Here is a 20,700-nt window from a genome sequence, read left to right on the forward strand (position 1 = left end):
CTATTTTTGTAAATTAGCCAATTCATAGATTGCTCGGGCATAAATTGCCGTAGCTTTCAACAGATCATCAATTTCAATGTACTCATTAGGCTGGTGAGCTGTCATTGGTTTACCTGGAAAAACAGCACCAAAGGCTACACCATATTCCATAAAGCGAGCATAGGTTGCTCCACCTGTTGATAACAGAGTAGGTTCATTCCCTGTTTCTGCTTGATAAACTTCTTGTAATGTTTTAATCATAGGGTGATTTTTATCCACATGATGCGGGCTTGTTCTTCGTAAATTCTCAACTATAAAATTAAATTGCTTTACTCTTGATTCTAGAGTTTCAATGGTTTTTTCATAGTCTGTCGTTACAGGACAACGAATATTAAGATTCACTTCTCCTAACTCCTGGTTATAGTTGAAAATACCAGCATTCACAGTCAGGGGCCCTGTTACATCATCACTATGCGCGATTCCAAGGTTGACTCCCTGAAAATCTTGATAAAAACAAGAAACAATAAAATCAAAATACATTTTAGCTCTTGCATCATTTAATTGACCAGCTAAAAAATGAGCTAGCTCGATACCTGCATTCACACCCTTATCAGGCTCCATTCCATGAGCTGATTTTCCAAACAGTGTTAATGTAATTTGTTCACCTTCATTAGATAAAGAGTATTCGAGATTGTTTTGAACACAATACTCACTAAATGTTTTTAAAAGATCATCAGTTCCGTTCACCAAAATGGCTGTTGCTTTATCAGGTACCATATTTCCTTTCTCACCAGATTTAAAAGAGAGAACCTCTAACTCATGTGGAACAGTTGTTGTATTGTCAGCATGTAAAACAAGCTGAGTATTGATTTGTCCTTTTTCAGCATGAATGATTGGAAAATCAGCATCTGGAGCAAAGCCTGCTAGCGGCATTTTTTCTACTTCGACATATTTCTTCATGCACGTCATACCACTCTCTTCATCCGTTCCAAAAATGATTCGAACCGGATGCTTTAATGGTAAACCTAATTCCTTAACAATTTTAAGTCCATAATAGGCTGCCATTGTTGGTCCTTTATCATCAATTGCTCCTCTTGCAAACAACTTATCATGCCGGATGGTTGGTTCAAACGGTGGACTCACCCATTCTCCCGTAGCTGGCACAACATCGAGATGACATAGGATTCCAATATAGTCATCTGAAACCGAATCCTGATGTCTATATTCAGCATAACCAATCATACCTTCAATGTTTGTTGGTGAGAGTCCATCTGAATCTGACTTCTCAAGCATAAACTCTAAAGCTTGGCCAATATTTTTACCCATCGGTCTTCCAGGCTCAGCAGTAGAAAGATCCTTCACACTCTCAATCCTTAATAAAGAACTTAAGTCTTCAAGCAAATCATCCTTCCTTTTTAAAACTTCATCATACCAATTCATATATAGTTCACCTCATAGACGACTTTTATAAAAAGTATAACATTTTAGTAAAATGTTAGGAATTTTCAGTGTGTTTTTGGTTTTAGGGAGGAAAAAGGTAATAGTTTACTAGCAGGAAAATAGTCCATAAACGAGGATAGGGCTTTGTTCATAAAGTAATATATTTTTGAAAAAATCATTTCAAACCTCTGTCCTAGTGGTATGGATGAAGTACTGAATCCATTTAACTGTTTTTAACTTTTACACTAAATTAATATTGTCTAAACATTTAAACTCTATCATTAATTAAGTGTAAGTAAACTAAATTTGATAGGAGAGATAAGGATGAAAGATCGATCTATTAAAAAGATTTTTAGTTTACTAATTATCTTTACCATGGTGTTAAGTTTCATGTCGCCGATGGCGAATATGGTACAAGCAGAAGGTGAAGTAATTAGTGTAGCGGATGCTATTGCGAACAATAGTGGTACCGCAACTGTAGAAGGGTATATTGTTGGAACTGTTATAAGTGGTACTAGTCATAATTTAGAAGGACCATTTACCACTGCTACGAACTTATCTTTAGCAGATTCTCCAAATGAAACAGACCCAACAAAGATTCTACCAGTTCAACTACCGTCTGGTGCGATTCGATCAGGGCTTAATCTTGTAGACAATCCAGGGAATCATCATGCAAAAATTCAAATCACTGGTAGTCTATCAGCGTACTTTAGTGTACCGGGCTTAAGAAGTCCAACTTCCTACTCAATCATTGAACCTGGCAAAGAACTAGAACCGGACCCACAACCAGAATTAACAACTATCAGCGAAGCACGCCAAAAATCTAAAGGTACTCAGGTTATAATCCAAGGTATTGTAACAGCAGACAACGCTGCTATCGGTGGAGGTAAACTATCTACATACATTCAAGATGAAACAGCAGGTATTAATGTATTTGCATTTGACCCAACTACTTTTCCAAGTTTAGTAGAAGGTCAAAAAGTAGAAGTACGTGGAAAGCTAGATGTATTTAATGGTTTGTTAGAAGTAATACCAAATGCTAATGGAATTGAGATTCTAGCAGAAACTCAAACTTTACCACAACCCAAACCTATTACACTTAAAGACTTACAAAATTCAAGTACAGCAGAACCACTTGAAGGACAACTGGTAACAGTAAATGGGTATGTCCAATCTGTACCAAGTTCACCAGCAGGTGGAGGTTATAACGTTTCTTTTATCGACAGTGAATTTAATAGCACAACTCTTCGTGTCATGGAAGGAACAAATGCTATTGGAGCTTTAGAAGAAGGTAAATGGTATGACATTACAGCAATCGTAAGTCAATACAATTCTTATCAACTTCTTCCTCGTAAAGAGAGTGATATTCAATTAGCTGCGCAGCAGCCAACAGCACCATCGCCAGCAGGGGAATATTTAACAACAGTTAGGTCTGTTACAGACGGTGATACAATTAAACTAGCAACTCCAATTTTAGGAGCAGATACTGTTCGTTACGTAAATATTGATACAGCTGAAACGTATCATAAGCCAGTAACTATTGCCGATGAAAACCAACTTTATTATGGAAATGCAGCCAAAGAGTATATGAACACATTACTAAAAGCTGGTGACGAAGTAATTATAAAAGTTGGCGAAGAAGCAACAGATGCCTACGGTCGTCTGTTAGCACAAGTTATTCGTAAATCAGACGGTTTAAATACAAATCTAGAAATGGTAAGAAGCGGCTATGCAACAACGTACTTCATCTGGCCGGTTGGTGATGAAGCTGATTACAACCTGTTCCAAGCAGCAGTAAAAGAAGCAAAGGATGCTAATCGTGGAATTTGGGATTCTACTAATCCATTAATGGAACTACCATTCGAATTCCGTGCACGCGAACAAGGCAAAGGCCTTTTACGTTATGTAGGTAATTCAGATACAAAAACATATGTAACACCAGATAATTTTAAAGAAGTACCAGTTGAGAAGCGTGTTTTCTTTGCAAATGAAGCAGAAGCACAAGCGAATGGCTATACACCTGTTGATACAGAAGAGCCGTCAAACAACATTTTAGTACAACTTTTAGGTGTAAATGACTTACACGGAAAAATTGATGTGACGGGAACTGTGGATGGAGTTAAATATGGAGGTGCAGACTATCTAGCAACCTATTTACGCCAAAGAGAAGCAACAAATCCAAACACTTTAATTGTTCATGCAGGTGACATGGTCGGAGGAAGCTCTCCAGTATCAGCGCTTCTACAAGACGAGCCAACTGTAGAAATTATGGAGTCAATTGGATTTGACGTGGGTACGGTCGGAAACCATGAATTTGATGAAGGTGTAGAAGAAATGATGCGCTTAATCTATGGTGGAGACCATCCAAACGGTACGGCAAACTATGATGGAATTAACTTTCCGATGGTTGCAGCAAACGTTGAATACAAAGAAACAGGGGAATTAGTATTACCTCCATATGCTATTAAGGATGTTGGAGGAGCAAAAATTGGTTTTATCGGTGTAGCAACGGTAAACACACCAAGTATGATTATAGCAACGGGTAATGAACATATCCGTTTTACGGACGAAGCAGCAGCGATTAATAAGTTCGTTCCTGAGTTACAAGCACAAGGAATTGAAGCAATTGTAGTACTAGCGCATGTTCCTGGTGACCAATCTGGTGAAGGTGCAAGTGGAGACATTGCAAAACTTGCAAGTGCAATTAACGATGCAGTAGATGTAATTTTTGCAGCCCATAACCATGCAAAAGTAAATGCGATAGTAGATAATAAGTTAATTGTTCAGGCTTGGGAATATGGTAAAGCTTTTACAGATGTTGATTTAGAAATTGACAGGCTGACTGGTAACATTGTTAAAAAATCAGCTGAAATCGTAGATGTGATCCAAGAAGGAGTCACTCCAGACCCTGAGGTTGCAGGTATTTTAGCAAAATATTTAGAACAAGTAGGTCCGAAACTGAATGAAGTGATTGGAGTAGCTTCCACAGAGATGAGTGGTGGATATGCTTCAAAAGGTCTAATGGGTGACAACGCTCTAGGTAACCTTATTGCAGATGGTATGATGAAAGCAATGGATAGTGATTTCGCTCTAATGAATGGTGGGGGAATCCGGGACGATCTTAATGCAGGGGATATTACGTGGAATGAGTTATTCAATATTCAACCATTTGGAAACACGTTAGTGAAGCTTGAGGTTACAGGTTTAGATTTAAAACACATTCTTAATACACAATTTAGTAGCTATGGTCCGGATGTAAGTATTGGTGGATTTAGCTATACTTGGGATCCAACATTAGGTAAGTATGGTCAGGTAGTTGATATCTATTTACCAGATGGTTCGAAAATTATTCCGGATAAAACATATACAGTTACAGTTAATAATTATATGCATCCACATAGCCGTGATAAATATCGTCTAGCTGAACTTGGAGAAAATGCGGTTCAAGGACCAGAAGATCTTCAAGCAACAGTTGATTATATTAAGAGTCTTAACATGGAGTCATTTGCTTACCAAGCAGAGGCGCGTATTTCAGAAGACATTACTGCACCAGTTACAACTGGCACTCTATCTGAAGCAACACTTGCAGATGGAACGTATTTTGATGCCACAGTTAAGTTAGCTGCAACAGATAGTGGAGTCGGAGTTAACTTTATCGAATACAGTGTAGATGCTGGAAAGACATGGAGTAAGTATGAAAATCAAATAACCCTTACTGAATCAGGAACAACAACTGTGTTATACCGTGCTCGAGATTTTGTTTGGAATACAGAAGAGACTCAATCAATTACGGTTGAAATTACAGATGTTTCAGTTGATTCAGCAATTGAGCTGGTTCAATCTATGGATGTATCCAAAGGGGTAAAAACATCTATATCTGCTCAGTTAAACAATGCAAAACGTGATTTAGAGAACAACCATAAGAATCAAAAAGTAAAAGAAGAATTCATTAATAGAGGGTATGAAACAATTGCTAAAGTGAGCGAGCGTGTAGGTAAATACAAAGACCAACAAATGCACGAAGCAGACAGAATAAAGCTTATAACACTATTAAACTACATCGTCGAATACAAGAAATAACAATAAACCTGACCTTCAGCTTACACAAGAAGGTCAGGTTTTTATTTTGATGCTAATTTCGTTTGTTGCCTTTGTTTAAAATTTTGAATCGTAAAGTGAACGACTAAAGACAAGGAATAGGCGAGTAAAAGTAATAACCCAATTTCAGCTAAATTTAATAATTTTAGAAGTAAACTTATGCCGGTAATCGAATATAATGTTCCTAGATATTTGCGTATCTTCGCATCACTAAAGGTTGAAGTGAAGATAGCACCAATTTGACCACCGATTAACGCACCAATTATTAAGGTTCCACTAATTCTATAGTCAATTGGAGTTGACGCAGCATAGGTTAAAAATCCAGCAGTGACGATCATAAGCACGCCAAGTAGGCTTGTGCCGACTGCATATCTAGAGCGATAGGATAATACTCCTATGAGTAGTGGAACAATGATAAATCCTCCACCAACTCCTAATGTTGTTGAGATGAATCCAGCAAAAAAACCAATAAAGATTAATTTATATAAGGTAAACTCTTTTCCTATAGAAATCTGATTAACAGTATGTTTTTCTTTTTTTAGTAATAAAGAATAGGCAAAATATATAATTAGAAGTAGATAACCAACGGGAATGATGGTATCCGCTACATGAAACCTTTCTAAAAATAAAACAAATGGGTACGCAATTTGTGTTGCGAGTACACCACTAATACCGATGATTAAAGCTGGTTTCCATTGAATGTTTTGTAAACGAAAATGTGCAATAACACCTGAAAATGAAGTACCCATTGTGTACATCAGGCTAGTTGCAATCGCAAGTACAGGTGAAACATTTAATAGTAATAGAACAGGAGTAAGAACAAATCCCCCACCAATACCGAAGAAACCGGATAACACTCCAATTCCTATCCCTAGAAGGAGATATATGACGATATCCACAATTTTCCTCCTTTTAAATAAACACTATTTTAATCTTACTATATCCATATGGATAAAAAAAGGGATATACAACACAATTTCCAGATGTTAATACAATGATTAAACTTATTACATTTATATTACAATAATAATTAATTTAAATGAAAATTGTCCATATTGGTTTGAAAGTATCTCATCCTATGTTAGAATAGCAACTATTCTTGTACAAGGGGGAAGAAACATGATTAAACATCGAAAAATAGTTATGCTACTTACGAGTATTTTACTTGTACTAGGCTTAGTTGGCTGTGGAGCAACTGGACAAGAAGTTAAGGATGAAAGTCAAGAACAGGGTAATGTAGTTGCTGTTGTAAATGATGAAAATATTTCGCAACAGGAATTCGACGAATCCTTAGATCAACTGAAAATGACATATGCCCAACAAGGAATGAATGTTGAGGACCTACAAGAGGACCAATTAAAAGAAATGGAACAACAAGTGGTCAACCAACTTGTAAATACTAAGCTACTACTTCAGGCTGCGGAAAAGAATGACATAGAGGCAACAGAAGAAGAGGTTGAGCAAAGCTTAGTCCAAATTAAAGACCAATTCGAAAATGACGAAGATTTCAAAAGTGCTCTTGAAGCAAATAATCTAACTTTAGATCAACTAGAAAAACAAATTGCAGAAGAGCTTAAAATTAATCAATATATAACAGAAAATACAGTAGAAGTTACAGTTGAAGAAGAAGAAATCATGGCAATGTATGACCAATACAAAGAACAAAGTGAAGAAGTGCCAGCTTATGAAGAGGTAAAAGCACAACTAGAACAACAAATTAAGCAGCAAAAAAGCCAAGAAGAATTTGGAAAACTCGTTCAAAAGCTAAGAGATGATAGTGAGATTGAAGTTTTAATATAATGCAGTAAGAAAAATACAATTTAAAAATGACCATCAAAATGTGATCTGTTTTGATGGTCATTTTTTATTTACAGAATTTACATGGGGAAGTGTGTATATATGTTAAAATATGTAATAGATTGTGAAATGCAATACTTAAGTAAACATAGCGTTTGTTCAATATAAAGCATAACTTATGATGAGTTGAAATTGAGGGGAGAAGTATCAATGAAGAAGGTTATTATTTCTATAATTTCATTTTTTATAGTTTTTGTCGCTACTTATTTAATAATTGGTTATTTGCCAAATTTCCGAATTAAATTAGATGCTCCGCCATTAGAATACTTTGTTGAAACCATAAAGCATATGGTGTTTTTCAAATCCCTGGTTTCTTTTTTTGTAGGGGTATTGGTATCTGGTGTTTTGCTCATTATTATAAGGCTAAAAATGAAACTACAATGAATTTACGTTAAGATCCATTCCTTCAATTTTTGTGATTGTGAAGGGTTGCATTTAAAATAACGGATGCGAATGAAAAAATGAGGTGCTATTTTTGAAAAAGAAACCATTAATATTAATTATATTATTAGCATTATTTTTATTTTCTTGGTTTATAATTTCTATCAATCAACCACCTGAATGGGAAGGAACTTCATCCAGTGGTATTTGGAAAACAACTTTTGAAGATGAATATAGTCCTAAAGGATTTTGGAACGGATTTTTTACTTGGAATGGTGTGGAGACAATAACGGTTACAAAAATAAGTTTGACAAGGAATGATATCGAAATTCATGGTTGGGAGAAAGACGAAACCTTGGAACCTAAGACATCATATAATTACCTAACTACCACAAATACCTTTGATAATAAGAAAGATAAATATATATTAACAATTTATTGGAATGACAATAAAGATCAACATTTTGAAGCAATCCACCTATTACCGAAAACAAGGTATTTTGTTTTTCCTAAATTCTAATACGGTGTACTTTTCTTTAATAAGCGAATTTAAAAAATAAATACCAAAATGGTTTTAAATTATGTAAATAGGAGGTAGGTTTTATGAGGTCAAACCCAATATTAAATCAAATCGGAACTACATTTATTCCTGTTAGTGACATTGAAAGAGCACGTGACTGGTATTGTGAAATACTAGAATTACCTGCAGATGGTGAGATTTTATTTGGTCACTTATACATATTACCAATGATAGGAACAGGTATTGTATTAGATAGCAAAATATTTTCAGAAGATAACATCTATAAAGCGCCACCTTTTCATTTAAATACAAATGATATAGAACAAGCTTATCAATATATGAAAAGCAAAAATGTTGAGATTACAACAAAAATTGAAAATAATCATTGGTTCAATTTCAAGGACTTAGATGGGAATCATTTAATGATTTGTCAATGTTAGTTGTGTAATAAAAAACGCTTGGATTGTCCAAGCGTTTTGTTTGCAGTGTGTTTTAGTATATTATTTCACCTAAATCTCTCTTGGAAAAATTGCAGGTTCATCTAGAAAAGGAGCACGGACCTCAATGCTCTCATCAGTAATCGGGTGTTTTAGTCTTATTTTAGCAGCATGTAAAGCCTGACGATCAATTTCATCCCTACCACCATATAATACATCCCCAAAAAGTGGATGGCCTATATGACTCATATGTACACGAATTTGATGGGTGCGGCCTGTTTGTAACTCTAGTTCAACCAGTGACAAGTCGTTTTTAGAATAATAGTCTAGCACCTTATAATGTGAAATAGCTGTTTGTCCATTCGGAGATACCCTTCTTCTCGTAGGATGATGACGGTCTCTTCCAATCGGGGCATCAATTTTGCCTTTCGCTTGCTTTATACGGCCCTGGGCAAGTGCGAGATAAGTCCGTTTAATCTCTCTAGCTTCTAACATCCTATCTAACATAGCCCCAGCAAGTTTGTGTTTTGCAAAAAGGACTGCACCAGTTGTATCTTTATCCAATCGGTGAATGTGACGCACTTTTGTGAATATCCCTTTTGCTTGAAAATAATAAGCTACCCCATTTGCTAAAGTCCCTAGTTGCCCCGGTTCATTAGGGTGGGTATCAATCTTGGCAGGTTTGTTTACGATCAATAAATGGTCATCCTCGTAAAGCACTTCAATGTCCATATACTCAGGTTCGAATCCAAACTCTTCTTCTGTAAAAAGATGCACTTGAAGCTTATCTTCTATATGTAAAGTTGAACTCCATGGAGTTGTCTCTCCATTAAGTTTAACACTCTTATTCATTCTAAATTGATGAAGCAAAGTCTTTGGAGTTTGCCACTTTTCTCTTAGTAATTGTTCTATAGACAGACCAACTAAATTTCTCGGAACATAGACAGTTAGCCATTCTCCTTGTTTTCCTGTTTTCAACATAGGTACACCTCATATAACGTTATATTACCTTAAGTATAGAGGATTAAAGGGCGAAAGGAAAATAGAGTGAAGTTTCGTATCTAACATTTGATAGTGTAGGAAACACTTACCTATCCAACTATTATCCTAGCTATGTTATTCTAGTACTATGAAAATGGGATATAGAGGGTGAATTTTGGTGAAAGTGGTATATGCAGCAACTCCTGAGCAGGAAACGCATATCGAAGAGCTAGTCGAGTACATTTACGGTGAGATCTTTCCACGTTACTTTACGGATGAGGAAATTGTAAAGTTAGAAAACCTGAATGTATTAGTTCATAACGATGACAATTATAATGGAACATTGAAGGAAGCGTTTCAACTAATTTCAAGTTTACAAGCGTTAATTGCAGTAGTTGAAACAGTGAAAGACGAGGAGATTTTACTTAGCCATCGTGAAATCTTTGAAAAAAATGTGAAAACACTTGATGAATTTGGCTATTCTTTTCCTTTTAACATTGAGCAATTTCGTGCACCGAAGGATGAAATTATAAGTAAATTTTCTAAAGCGGCTAACCTGTATCTGGCTTAAAACACTACATAAAAAATCCCACTTCATTATCGAAGAGGGATTTTTTTATTGGTTCTGTTATACTTATTTGATTTCAACTAGGGGTACGGACAGGTTGAGTAGTATGGGAGAAAAACGAGTCCGATCCGGTGAGTATTCGGACAGGTTGAGTGATAGAGGAAGCAAACAAGTCTGAATCCCGCAAGGATTCCGACAGGTTGAGCAGTAGAGGAGGCAAACAAGTCTGAATCCCGCACGGATTTCGACAGGTTGAGCAGTAGAGGAGGCAAACAAGTCCGAATACCGCACGGATTTCGACAGGTTGAGCAGTAGAGGAGGCAAACAAGTCCGAATACCGCACGGATTCCGACAGGTTGAGAAGTAGAGGAGGCAAACAAGTCCGAATACCGCACGGATTCCGACAGGTTGAGCAGTAGAGGAGGCAAACAAGTCTGAATCCCGCACGGATTCCGACAAGTTGAGCAGTATAGAAGGAAAACAAGTCCGAATCCCGTGAGTATTCGGACAGGTTAAGTGGCAGAGGAAGAAAACGAGTCCGAATCCACACAGGATCCAGACTCGTAACAAAGCTACTAACTTATTTCACTGTTTCTTCAAACCAACTTCTAAACGTAGGTTCTTCCTGGTAACCCACAATTCGCTCAACTTCTTTGCCATCTACATAATGAATAATGGTTGGTGTTGACTCAATTCCATAATCTCTCCAGCCATCTTCGAACTCTAATAAGTTGAACATTGGTAAATCAATATTCATCTCTTCAGCTAAAGGTACAACAATAGGAGATGTTTCTACACAGGCTGGACAAGTAGGACTGTAGAAGTAAACAGTCATTGTTGCTCCATCAGCTAACTTTTGGTCTAATTCCTCGGGAAGAATAATATTTTGGTAATTCGGATTTTCAAGTTGTTTTACCGTTTCAGGATGAAGAGTTGTCTTATTAAAAGGATTTCCTTCAGCTTGTTGTTTATTTTGTAAAGATGTAACTAAGGCTAATGCACCGAATAGTACAACGATCACTGCAGTAAAGATAATGACTTTTTTCAAATGAAACTACCTACTTTCTTTTTTTCATAATCATAAAGCTTGATATTGAAATGATGATAAATGCGACCAATGCTAGAAATGGAATCGTGATAAACCCTAACCAGTTAATATATTGGCCGGTACATGGCACAATTCCACATGAAATTGAGTTCTCTGCCAGAAAAGGAACCTTCTGAATGGAGTAGTGATAGAGTGAAATAAGCCCACCAATGGTTGAGAGAACAAAGCTATATCTCGCAACAGCATAGTCTTTTTTTACGAGAGCCATTCCTAAAAGAAAAACGAGTGGGTACATAAAGATGCGTTGATACCAGCATAGCTCGCACGGAATATACTTTTGAATCTCTGAAAAGTAAAGACTACCGAGTGTTGCAATAAGAGAAGCTGCAAACGAGAGGAAAAGAAGATTTTCCTTTTTTTTATTTTCTGATTCGTTAATATACATAATGATACCTCACAATAAGTTGTCCTACTTAAAATTATAGACCTTAGCTTAACCATTGTAAATTGATAGGTTTATGACAATTTCCGTAACTAAGTTGAATTATTTTTACAAGGGACATACAATATAGACAGTCTTTATTTTTAATATGGAATCGATTCCAAAGGAGTTGGATAGGATGCAAAAAAAGTGGTGGAAAGAAGCCGTTGTTTATCAAATTTACCCTAGAAGCTTTAAGGATAGCAATGGAGATGGAATTGGCGATATCAAAGGAATCACCTCTAAATTAGATTACTTACAAGAACTTGGAATTGACGTTGTATGGTTATCTCCTGTATACAAATCTCCAAACGATGACAATGGTTATGACATAAGTGATTACCGTGACATTATGGATGAGTTTGGAACGATGGCAGACTGGGAAGAGATGCTTGCAGAAATGCACAAGCGTGGAATCAAGCTCATGATGGACTTAGTAGTAAACCATAGCTCAGACGAACATGCTTGGTTTGTTGAAGCGCGCAAATCAAAGGATAACCCATATCGTGATTACTATATTTGGAGACCAGGTAATGATGGGAAAGAGCCGAATAACTGGGAATCTGCTTTTAGTGGCTCAACATGGGAATATGATGAAGCAACAGACGAATACTTTCTACATATCTTTTCAAAAAAACAGCCTGATTTAAACTGGGAAAATCCGAAGCTTCGTGAAGAAGTGTATGACATGATGAAGTTCTGGTTAGATAAAGGAATTGACGGCTTCCGAATGGATGTAATCAACTTTATTTCCAAAGTTGATGGTTTACCAAGTGCTCCAAATCCAGAAGGAAAAAAATATGTGTCAGGCCATGAATACTTTATGAATGGACCTAGAATTCATGAGTTTTTACACGAAATGAATCAAGAGGTTTTATCAAACTACGACATCATAACAGTAGGTGAGATGCCTGGTGTTACACCTGAACAAGGTATCTTATATACAGATGAAGACCGTAACGAGCTAAATATGGTATTTCAGTTTGAACATATGGACCTTGACTCAGGACCAGGTGGGAAGTGGAATCTTAAACCTTTAGAATTAGCTGATTTGAAAAAGTCTCTTTCTAAATGGCAAACAGAACTCGAGGGGAAAGGCTGGAATAGCTTATACCTTAACAACCATGATCAGCCTAGGGTCGTTTCACGTTTCGGTGATGATAAACAATATCGTGTAGAGTCTGCGAAAATGCTAGGTACTCTTCTTCATATGATGCAGGGCACACCTTACATTTACCAAGGCGAAGAAATAGGCATGACGAATGTGAAATTCAGCTCTATTGAAGAATATAAAGATATTGAAACCTTAAATATGTATAAGGATAAGGTTCAGGAAAATGGAGAAGATCCTGAAAAAGTGATGCTCTCGATTTACACTAAGGGGCGTGATAATGCTAGAACACCTGTACAATGGGACGCTACCGCTCATGCGGGATTCACAACTGGCACACCTTGGATACAGGTGAACCCAAATTATACAGAAATCAATGCCCAACAAGCAGTTAGTGACGAAAACTCAGTCTTTCATTACTATAAGAAGCTAATTCAGCTTCGTAAGCAGCATGACATTATTGTCTACGGTTCGTATGAAATCATTCTTGAAGATCACAATGAAATCTATGCCTATACGAGAACATTAGGTGATGAAAAATTACTTGTGATAACAAACTTCTCAGGCGAAACCCCAACATTCACTTTACCTGAAGGTTTGAGTTTTACACAGCAAGAATTACTGATTAGTAATTATGATGTAAATCATGATGAAAAAATAAACAAATTTGCGTTAAAACCATGGGAAGCAAGGGTATATAAGTTAGCATAACCTATTGTTTGCGCATTTGTTTTTTCGAGAACTTTAGCTATGTAATTTTTTCTAACTATATTAATGGACAGAAAGGTCAAAATAACTCTGAAAGGGGAGGATTTATTTTGACAATGTCAGTTCGAGAGTTAATGACTGAAAATGTAGCCACTGTTACACCGAGTCAAACGATTCAAGAAGCAGCATCAATCATGAGTGAATACAATGTGGGTTCCGTTCCTGTCGTTGAAAATGGTCAATTAAAGGGGATTGTTACAGACCGTGACATCATCATTCGATCAACAGCTCAAGGAATGGGGAGTTCGACCCCAGTCTCACATGTGATGTCTTCAAACCTCGTACAAGGTTCTCCTTCTATGAGTGTTGAAGAAGCTACATCTCTTATGTCTCAGAATCAAATCAGACGTTTACCAATCGTTGAGAACAACAACTTAGTTGGTATTGTAGCACTTGGGGATATTGCTACAAATCATACGTTTGACCATGAGGCAGAGCAGGCATTAACGAATATTTCTGAACCTTCTACTCCACAGATATAGAGAGATAAAATGGGTACTCGCATGCGCGGGTACCTTTTTTGATATACTAAAATTAACTAATTTAGTTTGTAACTAGGGGGAGAAGTATTTTGTCAAAAATAGACTTATCTAAATTTGAAAAGAAAATGATGATCCGACAGATCGGCTATAAGGATATAAAAGACATTATAGCATTACAGAAGATTTGTTTTCCTGGTATGGATCCATGGACAAAGGATCAACTAGAAAGTCACCTCGAAGAATTTCCAGAGGGGCAAATTTGTGTAGAATATGATGGTGAAATTATTGGGTCATGTTCAAGTTTAATTGTAAACTTTGATGAATATGATGATCGTCATACATGGGATGACATTACAGATGAGGGTTATATTACCAACCATAATCCTGATGGTTACAATTTATATGGAATTGAAGTAATGGTTCATCCTGAATACAGAGGAATGAAAATTGGTAATCGGCTATATGAGGCTAGGAAGGACCTAGCACAAAGGTTAAATTTAAAAAGTATTATTATCGGAGGTCGAATTCCGTTTTATCATAAGTATGAAAAGGATATGTCTCCAAGAGAGTATGTTGAACAAGTTATATCACATAAGTTGTATGATCCTGTCCTTTCTTTTCAGTTAATGAATGGATTTACATTAATGAGGATCAATCCGAATTACTTACCTGATGACCTTGCTTCAAATAAATATGCAACCTTAATGGAATGGAATAATATTGACTATCGAGCCAAAACAAAGCGACACTACAAAACAGCTTTTCCAGTCCGTATTTGTGTCGTTCAATACATGATGAAACAAATCAATTCATTTGATGAATTTGCGAAACAGGTTGAATATTATACCGATGTAGCTTCAGATGCGGGTTCAGATTTTGCCGTATTCCCAGAAATCTTTACAACTCAGTTAATGTCTTTCTTAGATGAAAAAATCCCAAGTAAAGCGATTCAAAAGTTAACAGAGTATACTGAACAGTACATTCAGTTATTTACTGAGCTAGCCGTTAGATACAATGTTAATATTATTGGTGGGTCTCATTTTGTAGAAGAAGAGGAAGGCAAAATTTATAACATTGCTTATTTGTTTAGACGTGATGGAACGATTGAAAAGCAATACAAAATTCATATCACACCGAATGAACGAAAATGGTGGGGGATAACCCGTGGTGATAAAGTAAGGGTTTTTGACACGGACTGTGGTAGAATTGCAATTCAAATTTGTTATGATATTGAGTTCCCAGAGCTTGCCCGGATTGCCACTGATCAAGGTGCTAAAATAATCTTTACTCCATTCTGTACAGAAGATCGTCAAGGCTACTTACGTGTACGTTATTGTGCTCAAGCAAGAGCAGTTGAAAATCAAATTTATACTGTTATTGCTGGGACAGTCGGAAACTTACCTCAAACGGAAAATATGGATATCCAGTACGCTCAATCGGCTATTTTCGCACCGTCTGACTTTGAGTTTGAACGTGATGGAATTGTTGGGGAATGTAATCCTAATATCGAAATGGTCATCATTGGGGATGTTGATTTAGAAATCTTACGTCGTCAACGTCAAAATGGTACTGTAAGACAGCTGAAGGACCGTAGACCGGATATTTATCAGATTAGCTATAAAGAATAGCATTAACAGAGACCAAATCACTCATAGGTGGTTTGGTCTCTTTGTGTTGAAATTTACATGATGAGGAGTTATATAAACAATGGTATATTTAGAGTAAATCTATTACTTTTACGGAGAAAATAAATGAAGAAATTAAAGGTATGGGCGAGGAAATTAAAACGACAATTATTTGTCCTTTATTTAGCTTATAAGGATGAAAGAGTACCGTGGTTTGCTAAACTATTTACTGCATGTGTTGTAGCGTATGCATTTAGTCCGATAGATTTAATCCCTGATTTCATACCTATACTTGGGTATTTAGACGACGTGATTCTTGTTCCATTGGGCATCATGTTTGCGTTAAAAATGATTCCAAAGGAAGTAATAGCCGAATGCGAAATAAAAGCAGAAGAAATGATGAAGAAAGGTAAACCGGAAAATTGGGTCGTTGGTTCACTCATCATTTTAGTTTGGTGCATCATTAGCTTTTGGATGATTGTAAAACTTTCTCAGTTTTTTACCTGATTACTAGGGCATATAAAATGAAAGAACTCACTCTCAATTGCTCGACGAGTGAGTTCTTTTCTACTTAATTTAATTTCGGAAGATAATATAAGCAAGGTAGACAATGTAGATGATTGCTAAAAATCCTCCTTCTTTCTTGGAAATCTTGAAGTGTGTTCTTGATAAGAATAGCAATAAAATAGAGACAATGATCATTAACCACATATCTTGAAAAATTTTGGGGTCAACAGCTAATGGATGGATTGTTGCTGAGGCTCCTAAAATGAAGAAGATGTTAAAAATATTACTGCCAACAATGTTCCCAATCGCTATCTCAGTTTGCTTCTTCAAGGCTGCAGTAATAGAAGTTACCAATTCAGGCAGAGATGTACCTACAGCAACAATCGTCAAACCGACTAGAGTTTCACTCATTCCAAGTGCGAGAGCAATTTCAATACTATTTTCAACAACAAGGCTACCACCAAATACAATTCCAGCAAGGCCTCCAATTGTTAACAAAATGTTCTTCACCCATGTTTTCTTTTCAGTAACAACTGGATTTTCATCAACCTGACTTCGATTGTTCCTTGCCATTTCAAAGACATAGTAGAGAAAAACAGCAAAGAAAAGTAGTAAAATGATACCTTCCGTTCTCGTTATTAAATTGATGTCTGCGTATTGAAGTTGTACATCACTAATCAGGAATAATAACGCAACGGCTGCTAACAAAGCAAAAGGTATTTCTTTTCTGATGGTATCGTTTTGTACTGCCAACGGAAATACGACTGCTGTAACCCCTAAAATGAAAGTGGCATTAAAAATATTACTTCCTACGACATTCCCAATTGCTACGTCACTGTTTCCTTCAAAGGCGGCAATAAAGCTAACTGAAGCCTCCGGAGCACTCGTACCAAAAGCTACGATTGTTAAACCGATAAGCATCGGCGATACCCTCAAAAACTGTGCTATTTTCGAGGCACCATCAACAAAATAATCTGCCCCTTTAATTAACAAACCAAATCCCACTAACAATAATAGATAAGTCATGTGTCCACCTCTTTATGAAACATCGTTTATTTAGTATACACAAATTGAAAAATAGTTATTTTAGTTTGCATTTTTACGTTTTCAAATTTTTCTACTATAATGAATGAGGAACAAACTACGATTTTTGTCAAAAAATATCCTACTTTTTTTAAAGGGATAGCATAAGCTGATGAAGAAACTCTAAAATAGTAAATATAAAAAAGCAGGTGGGACAACGTATGAATTGGAAAGAAGTATATGAGTTATGGATGGATTTTGAAGGGTTAGACCCAGAACTGAAGCAATTATTAAACGAAAAACAACATAATGAAAAAGAGCTGGAAGATTGTTTTTATAAAACATTGGAATTCGGAACTGGTGGTATGCGTGGAGAAATTGGGCCAGGTACCAATCGAATGAATGTTTACACGGTTCGTAAAGCATCTGAAGGCCTAGCTAAATACATAGATTCTTTTGGAGAAGAAGCAAAAAAACGTGGAGTCGTAATTGCCTTTGATTCACGCCATAAATCACCGGAATTTGCAATGGAAGCTGCAAAAACACTTGCGACACATGGTATTCAAACATATGTTTTTGAAGAATTGCGTCCAACACCTGAGCTTTCCTTTGCTGTACGACACCTGAACGCATTCTCAGGAATTGTTGTAACAGCTAGTCATAATCCACCTGAATACAATGGCTATAAAGTCTATGGTTCAGATGGTGGGCAACTACCGCCTGCAGAGGCTGATGTTGTAATTGAAAGAGTAAATGAAATTGAAAATGAATTGTTGATCAACGTAGAAGCTGAAGGTGTTTTAAAAGAAAAAGGCTTAATTTCTATCATTGGAGAGGAAATTGACAGAGCCTATAATGAAAAACTAATGACCATTTCTTTAAACCCCTCTTTATCTAAAGAAGTGGATGTAAAGGTTGTATTCACTCCGTTACATGGAACTGCCAACAAGCCAGTACGCAGAGGGCTTGAGACACTAGGATATCATAATGTGTCAGTGGTTAAAGAGCAAGAACTACCTGACCCTAACTTCTCGACTGTGAAATCACCAAACCCAGAGGAGCATGCTGCCTTTGAATTAGCTATTCGTGATGGAGAAAAAATGAATGCAGATCTTTTAATCGCAACTGATCCAGATGCTGACAGATTAGGAATTGCTGTAAAAGACCATAAAGGAGATTACATCGTTTTAACAGGTAACCAAACAGGGGCGATTTTACTTGACTATATCCTTTCACAGAAAAAAGAAAAAGGAATATTGCCAAGTAATGGGGTGGTTTTAAAAACAATTGTTACGTCTGAAATTGGGCGTGATATTGCCAATTCTTATGGTTTGACGACCATTGATACTTTAACAGGCTTTAAATTTATCGGAGAAAAAATTAAAGAATATGAGCAAACTGGTCAATATACGTTCCAGTTTGGTTATGAAGAAAGCTATGGTTACTTAATCGGTGATTTTGCTCGTGACAAAGATGCAGTTCAGGCTGCCTTATTAGCAGTAGAAGTTTGTGCTTTTTATAAAAAGAAGGGCTTCACCCTTTACGAAGGATTGTTGGAAGTATTTAAGAAGTACGGCTACTATCGTGAAGGACTTGAATCTCTTACCCTTAAAGGAAAAGAAGGAGCAGAGCAGATTGAACGTCTTCTAACAAACTTTAGGAATACACCTCCTGTTAAGGTTGGTAGACAACAGGTTGTAAAGGTTGAAGATTATAAAACAAGTCAGTCTGTGAATGTGCTTTTAGGAGATTCGGAGGAAATTGACTTACCTAAATCCAATGTACTGAAATATTACCTAGAAGACGGGTCATGGTGCTGCGTGAGACCTTCGGGTACAGAACCAAAGGTTAAATTCTACTTTGGGGTCAAAGGCGCTTCACTTGAAGAAAGTGAAAGAAATCTTCAAGACATTTCAGCGGATTTAATGGAGCAAGTTCACAGTCTATTAAAGGAAACAGCAAGGCCATAATGGTCTTGTTGTTTTTTATATGATTAAATTGTTCGTAAGGTGTATAATCTAAAGCTTAGTAGAAGAAAGAGGTGTTTTTATGCAAAAAAACCAAGTGGCAATTGTGACAGGAGCTTCCAGAGGCATTGGGAAAGCTATTGCTTTTAAATTAGCTGAAATAGGAACAAAGCTTTCGCTAGTAGGAAGTTCAGAGGAAATTCATAAAACAAGAGAAGAACTAAGAGAAGCGGGGTTTCATGAAGTCATAACCCACCAAGTTGATGTTTCTAACGAGGAGCAAATGCAAGACCTGGTTGAGAAAACAGTAAGCCAGTTTGGAACGGTGGATGTTTTAGTAAATAACGCAGGCATTGGATTTTTTAAGCTGGTAGAAGATACTAACGTCGATGAATGGAGAAAAGTATTCGAGGTAAATGTTCAAGGGGTCTTTGTAGGAAGCAAAGCAGTTTTACCCTACATGAAAGAGAAGAAGTTTGGAACAATCATCACGATTTCTTCGGATGTAGGAAGATACACCATCCCAAATGGAGCAGCTTATACCGCGACTAAATACGCTGTTCAAGGTTTTTCAGGAGCTCTTGCACAAGAGGTTAGAGAATATGGTATTCGTGTTGGAACGATTAACCCGGGAATGGTTGATACATACTTTAACAACTCAGAACAAGGAACCGATGATAAAAAAGAATGGCTCAAAGCAGAGAATGTTGCGGAGGCCGTTATTTATATGGCAAGTGCGCCAAAGCACATGGTTATTGATGAGATTGTGTTGCATCCGTTGATTCAGCAGTATCCTATTTCATAAAGAAAGAGTGTCGGTACTCATCACCGACACTCTTTTTTATCGTTACTCAACAATCCCATTAAACTCAAGGTATTGCTCATGGGTAATACCGAAAATTTTATATGTAATTCTCATCTGTTGAAAGTTATCCTTATAACCTTCGCTTTTAACCTTGCCCTTTAATACTAACTCTAATATATCACCAGACATTTTATAATTTTTAACTGAGTGTAATTGAATGTTATCTCCGTGTTCTTTTACAGCCTCCTCAGGTAAAACGCCAATTATCTGAGAAGGGTCTACTAATGGTTCAATTGAAACATGTGGGTCGTTATCCTCTAGGAAAAATCCATCTGTTTTTAGAAAGTCAATAGCTAAGATTGTGGGCTTAAAGTCACCTTCCCAAAGCAAATGATGACCAAAATAGTAGGTTTCATTTAGTTGGATTAAATCCTTATCAAACCATGAGCTACCAGCAATATCAAACTTATTTACATTACTAATATAAATATGCCTTAAAGAAAAAACAGTTATTATAACAAATAAACAAAGTGAGGAAATAATTCGCCACCGTTTCATTTATATCTTCACATCCTCATGTTTTAATATTCTGATAACTATTATCTTCTTTATTTGGTGAAAA

At 36.5% G+C, this 20,700-nt stretch carries 19 protein-coding genes; 12 read left to right on the forward strand and 7 right to left on the reverse strand.

The features are described 5' to 3' along the window. Complete coding sequence (gene pepV, locus J2Z26_RS01130; protein WP_193534336.1) at positions 1-1,419, reverse strand: dipeptidase PepV; 1,419 nt, start codon at positions 1,417-1,419, stop codon at positions 1-3. A gap of 324 nt (positions 1,420-1,743) precedes the next feature. On the opposite strand from pepV, the gene J2Z26_RS01135 reads away from it, so the two are divergent. After that, on the forward strand, positions 1,744-5,499 hold the full coding sequence (locus J2Z26_RS01135) for a DUF6359 domain-containing protein (RefSeq protein WP_193534335.1): 3,756 nt from the start codon (positions 1,744-1,746) through the stop codon (positions 5,497-5,499). A gap of 41 nt (positions 5,500-5,540) precedes the next feature. On the opposite strand, the gene J2Z26_RS01140 is transcribed toward J2Z26_RS01135, so the two are convergent. Continuing rightward, positions 5,541-6,416: a sulfite exporter TauE/SafE family protein gene (locus tag J2Z26_RS01140; protein ID WP_319638003.1), complete on the reverse strand. Its 876-nt coding sequence runs from the start codon at positions 6,414-6,416 to the stop codon at positions 5,541-5,543. Between the two features lie 220 nt (positions 6,417-6,636). Here J2Z26_RS01140 and J2Z26_RS01145 point away from each other — a divergent pair, with 220 nt between their 5' ends. The 4 genes from J2Z26_RS01145 to J2Z26_RS01160 all read left to right on the forward strand — a co-directional run bounded on the left by J2Z26_RS01145 (position 6,637) and on the right by J2Z26_RS01160 (position 8,715). Continuing rightward, the gene (locus tag J2Z26_RS01145; RefSeq protein ID WP_193534334.1) at positions 6,637-7,317 is read left to right on the forward strand and encodes a SurA N-terminal domain-containing protein; all 681 of its coding nucleotides are present in this window, start codon (positions 6,637-6,639) and stop codon (positions 7,315-7,317) included. Between the two features lie 207 nt (positions 7,318-7,524). Then, positions 7,525-7,758 (forward strand): hypothetical protein, encoded by a 234-nt coding sequence (locus tag J2Z26_RS01150; protein ID WP_193534333.1) that lies wholly within the window; start codon positions 7,525-7,527, stop codon positions 7,756-7,758. 91 nt (positions 7,759-7,849) lie between these two features. After that, positions 7,850-8,275 carry a hypothetical protein gene (locus J2Z26_RS01155; RefSeq protein WP_193534332.1) on the forward strand — a complete coding sequence of 142 codons (426 nt, stop codon included), beginning with the start codon at positions 7,850-7,852 and terminating at the stop codon, positions 8,273-8,275. Between the two features lie 83 nt (positions 8,276-8,358). Then, entirely contained in the window at positions 8,359-8,715 is a 357-nt protein-coding gene (locus J2Z26_RS01160; RefSeq protein WP_193534331.1) for a VOC family protein, read from the forward strand. Positions 8,716-8,784: 69 nt separating this feature from the next. Here J2Z26_RS01160 and J2Z26_RS01165 read toward each other — a convergent pair whose 3' ends face one another. Continuing rightward, entirely contained in the window at positions 8,785-9,690 is a 906-nt protein-coding gene (locus J2Z26_RS01165; RefSeq protein WP_193534381.1) for an RluA family pseudouridine synthase, read from the reverse strand. 181 nt (positions 9,691-9,871) lie between these two features. Here J2Z26_RS01165 and J2Z26_RS01170 point away from each other — a divergent pair, with 181 nt between their 5' ends. Then, positions 9,872-10,264: a DUF5365 family protein gene (locus J2Z26_RS01170; protein WP_193534330.1), complete on the forward strand. Its 393-nt coding sequence runs from the start codon at positions 9,872-9,874 to the stop codon at positions 10,262-10,264. Between the two features lie 577 nt (positions 10,265-10,841). On the opposite strand, the gene J2Z26_RS01175 is transcribed toward J2Z26_RS01170, so the two are convergent. Together J2Z26_RS01175 and J2Z26_RS01180 are read right to left on the reverse strand one after the other, a co-directional pair. Next, positions 10,842-11,309, reverse strand: a complete 468-nt coding sequence (locus tag J2Z26_RS01175) for a thioredoxin family protein (protein WP_193534329.1) — start codon at positions 11,307-11,309, stop codon at positions 10,842-10,844. Positions 11,310-11,319: 10 nt separating this feature from the next. Further along, complete coding sequence (locus J2Z26_RS01180; RefSeq protein ID WP_193534328.1) at positions 11,320-11,754, reverse strand: disulfide oxidoreductase; 435 nt, start codon at positions 11,752-11,754, stop codon at positions 11,320-11,322. A 175-nt stretch (positions 11,755-11,929) separates the two neighbouring features. On the opposite strand from J2Z26_RS01180, the gene J2Z26_RS01185 reads away from it, so the two are divergent. The 4 genes from J2Z26_RS01185 (at position 11,930) to J2Z26_RS01200 (ending at position 16,283) form a co-directional block, all read left to right on the forward strand. After that, a complete protein-coding gene (locus tag J2Z26_RS01185; RefSeq protein ID WP_193534327.1) occupies positions 11,930-13,612 on the forward strand; it encodes a glycoside hydrolase family 13 protein in 1,683 nt (560 codons plus the stop codon). 113 nt (positions 13,613-13,725) lie between these two features. Further along, the gene (locus tag J2Z26_RS01190) at positions 13,726-14,151 is read left to right on the forward strand and encodes a CBS domain-containing protein (RefSeq protein ID WP_193534380.1); all 426 of its coding nucleotides are present in this window, start codon (positions 13,726-13,728) and stop codon (positions 14,149-14,151) included. A gap of 86 nt (positions 14,152-14,237) precedes the next feature. Continuing rightward, a complete protein-coding gene (locus J2Z26_RS01195; protein WP_193534379.1) occupies positions 14,238-15,779 on the forward strand; it encodes a GNAT family N-acetyltransferase in 1,542 nt (513 codons plus the stop codon). 123 nt (positions 15,780-15,902) lie between these two features. Then, positions 15,903-16,283, forward strand: coding sequence for a YkvA family protein (locus J2Z26_RS01200; RefSeq protein ID WP_193534326.1), 381 nt, complete (start codon positions 15,903-15,905; stop codon positions 16,281-16,283). 69 nt (positions 16,284-16,352) lie between these two features. Here J2Z26_RS01200 and J2Z26_RS01205 read toward each other — a convergent pair whose 3' ends face one another. After that, on the reverse strand, positions 16,353-17,309 hold the full coding sequence (locus tag J2Z26_RS01205) for a calcium/sodium antiporter (RefSeq protein WP_193534325.1): 957 nt from the start codon (positions 17,307-17,309) through the stop codon (positions 16,353-16,355). 218 nt (positions 17,310-17,527) lie between these two features. On the opposite strand from J2Z26_RS01205, the gene J2Z26_RS01210 reads away from it, so the two are divergent. Next, a complete protein-coding gene (locus J2Z26_RS01210) occupies positions 17,528-19,276 on the forward strand; it encodes a phospho-sugar mutase (protein ID WP_193534324.1) in 1,749 nt (582 codons plus the stop codon). 79 nt (positions 19,277-19,355) lie between these two features. Continuing rightward, positions 19,356-20,078 carry an SDR family oxidoreductase gene (locus tag J2Z26_RS01215; protein ID WP_193534323.1) on the forward strand — a complete coding sequence of 241 codons (723 nt, stop codon included), beginning with the start codon at positions 19,356-19,358 and terminating at the stop codon, positions 20,076-20,078. A gap of 42 nt (positions 20,079-20,120) precedes the next feature. On the opposite strand, the gene J2Z26_RS01220 is transcribed toward J2Z26_RS01215, so the two are convergent. Next, positions 20,121-20,636: a hypothetical protein gene (locus J2Z26_RS01220; RefSeq protein WP_193534322.1), complete on the reverse strand. Its 516-nt coding sequence runs from the start codon at positions 20,634-20,636 to the stop codon at positions 20,121-20,123. Between the last annotated feature and the right edge of the window lie 64 nt (positions 20,637-20,700).

Origin of the sequence: Cytobacillus luteolus (assembly GCF_017873715.1) — a bacterium.
Taxonomy (GTDB): Bacteria; Bacillota; Bacilli; order Bacillales; family Bacillaceae_L; genus Bacillus_BV; species Bacillus_BV luteola.

What these genes read in the sequence shown, in the direction of transcription:
- pepV (WP_193534336.1), bottom strand. Translation starts at nt 1,419, where the DNA reads ATGAATTGGTATGATGAAGTTTTAAAAAGGAAGGATGATTTGCTTGAA.
- J2Z26_RS01135 (WP_193534335.1), top strand. Translation starts at nt 1,744, where the DNA reads ATGAAAGATCGATCTATTAAAAAGATTTTTAGTTTACTAATTATCTTT.
- J2Z26_RS01145 (WP_193534334.1), top strand. Translation starts at nt 6,637, where the DNA reads ATGATTAAACATCGAAAAATAGTTATGCTACTTACGAGTATTTTACTT.
- J2Z26_RS01150 (WP_193534333.1), top strand. Translation starts at nt 7,525, where the DNA reads ATGAAGAAGGTTATTATTTCTATAATTTCATTTTTTATAGTTTTTGTC.
- J2Z26_RS01160 (WP_193534331.1), top strand. Translation starts at nt 8,359, where the DNA reads ATGAGGTCAAACCCAATATTAAATCAAATCGGAACTACATTTATTCCT.
- J2Z26_RS01180 (WP_193534328.1), bottom strand. Translation starts at nt 11,754, where the DNA reads ATGTATATTAACGAATCAGAAAATAAAAAAAAGGAAAATCTTCTTTTC.
- J2Z26_RS01185 (WP_193534327.1), top strand. Translation starts at nt 11,930, where the DNA reads ATGCAAAAAAAGTGGTGGAAAGAAGCCGTTGTTTATCAAATTTACCCT.
- J2Z26_RS01190 (WP_193534380.1), top strand. Translation starts at nt 13,726, where the DNA reads ATGTCAGTTCGAGAGTTAATGACTGAAAATGTAGCCACTGTTACACCG.
- J2Z26_RS01200 (WP_193534326.1), top strand. Translation starts at nt 15,903, where the DNA reads ATGAAGAAATTAAAGGTATGGGCGAGGAAATTAAAACGACAATTATTT.
- J2Z26_RS01205 (WP_193534325.1), bottom strand. Translation starts at nt 17,309, where the DNA reads ATGACTTATCTATTATTGTTAGTGGGATTTGGTTTGTTAATTAAAGGG.
- J2Z26_RS01210 (WP_193534324.1), top strand. Translation starts at nt 17,528, where the DNA reads ATGAATTGGAAAGAAGTATATGAGTTATGGATGGATTTTGAAGGGTTA.
- J2Z26_RS01215 (WP_193534323.1), top strand. Translation starts at nt 19,356, where the DNA reads ATGCAAAAAAACCAAGTGGCAATTGTGACAGGAGCTTCCAGAGGCATT.
- J2Z26_RS01220 (WP_193534322.1), bottom strand. Translation starts at nt 20,636, where the DNA reads ATGAAACGGTGGCGAATTATTTCCTCACTTTGTTTATTTGTTATAATA.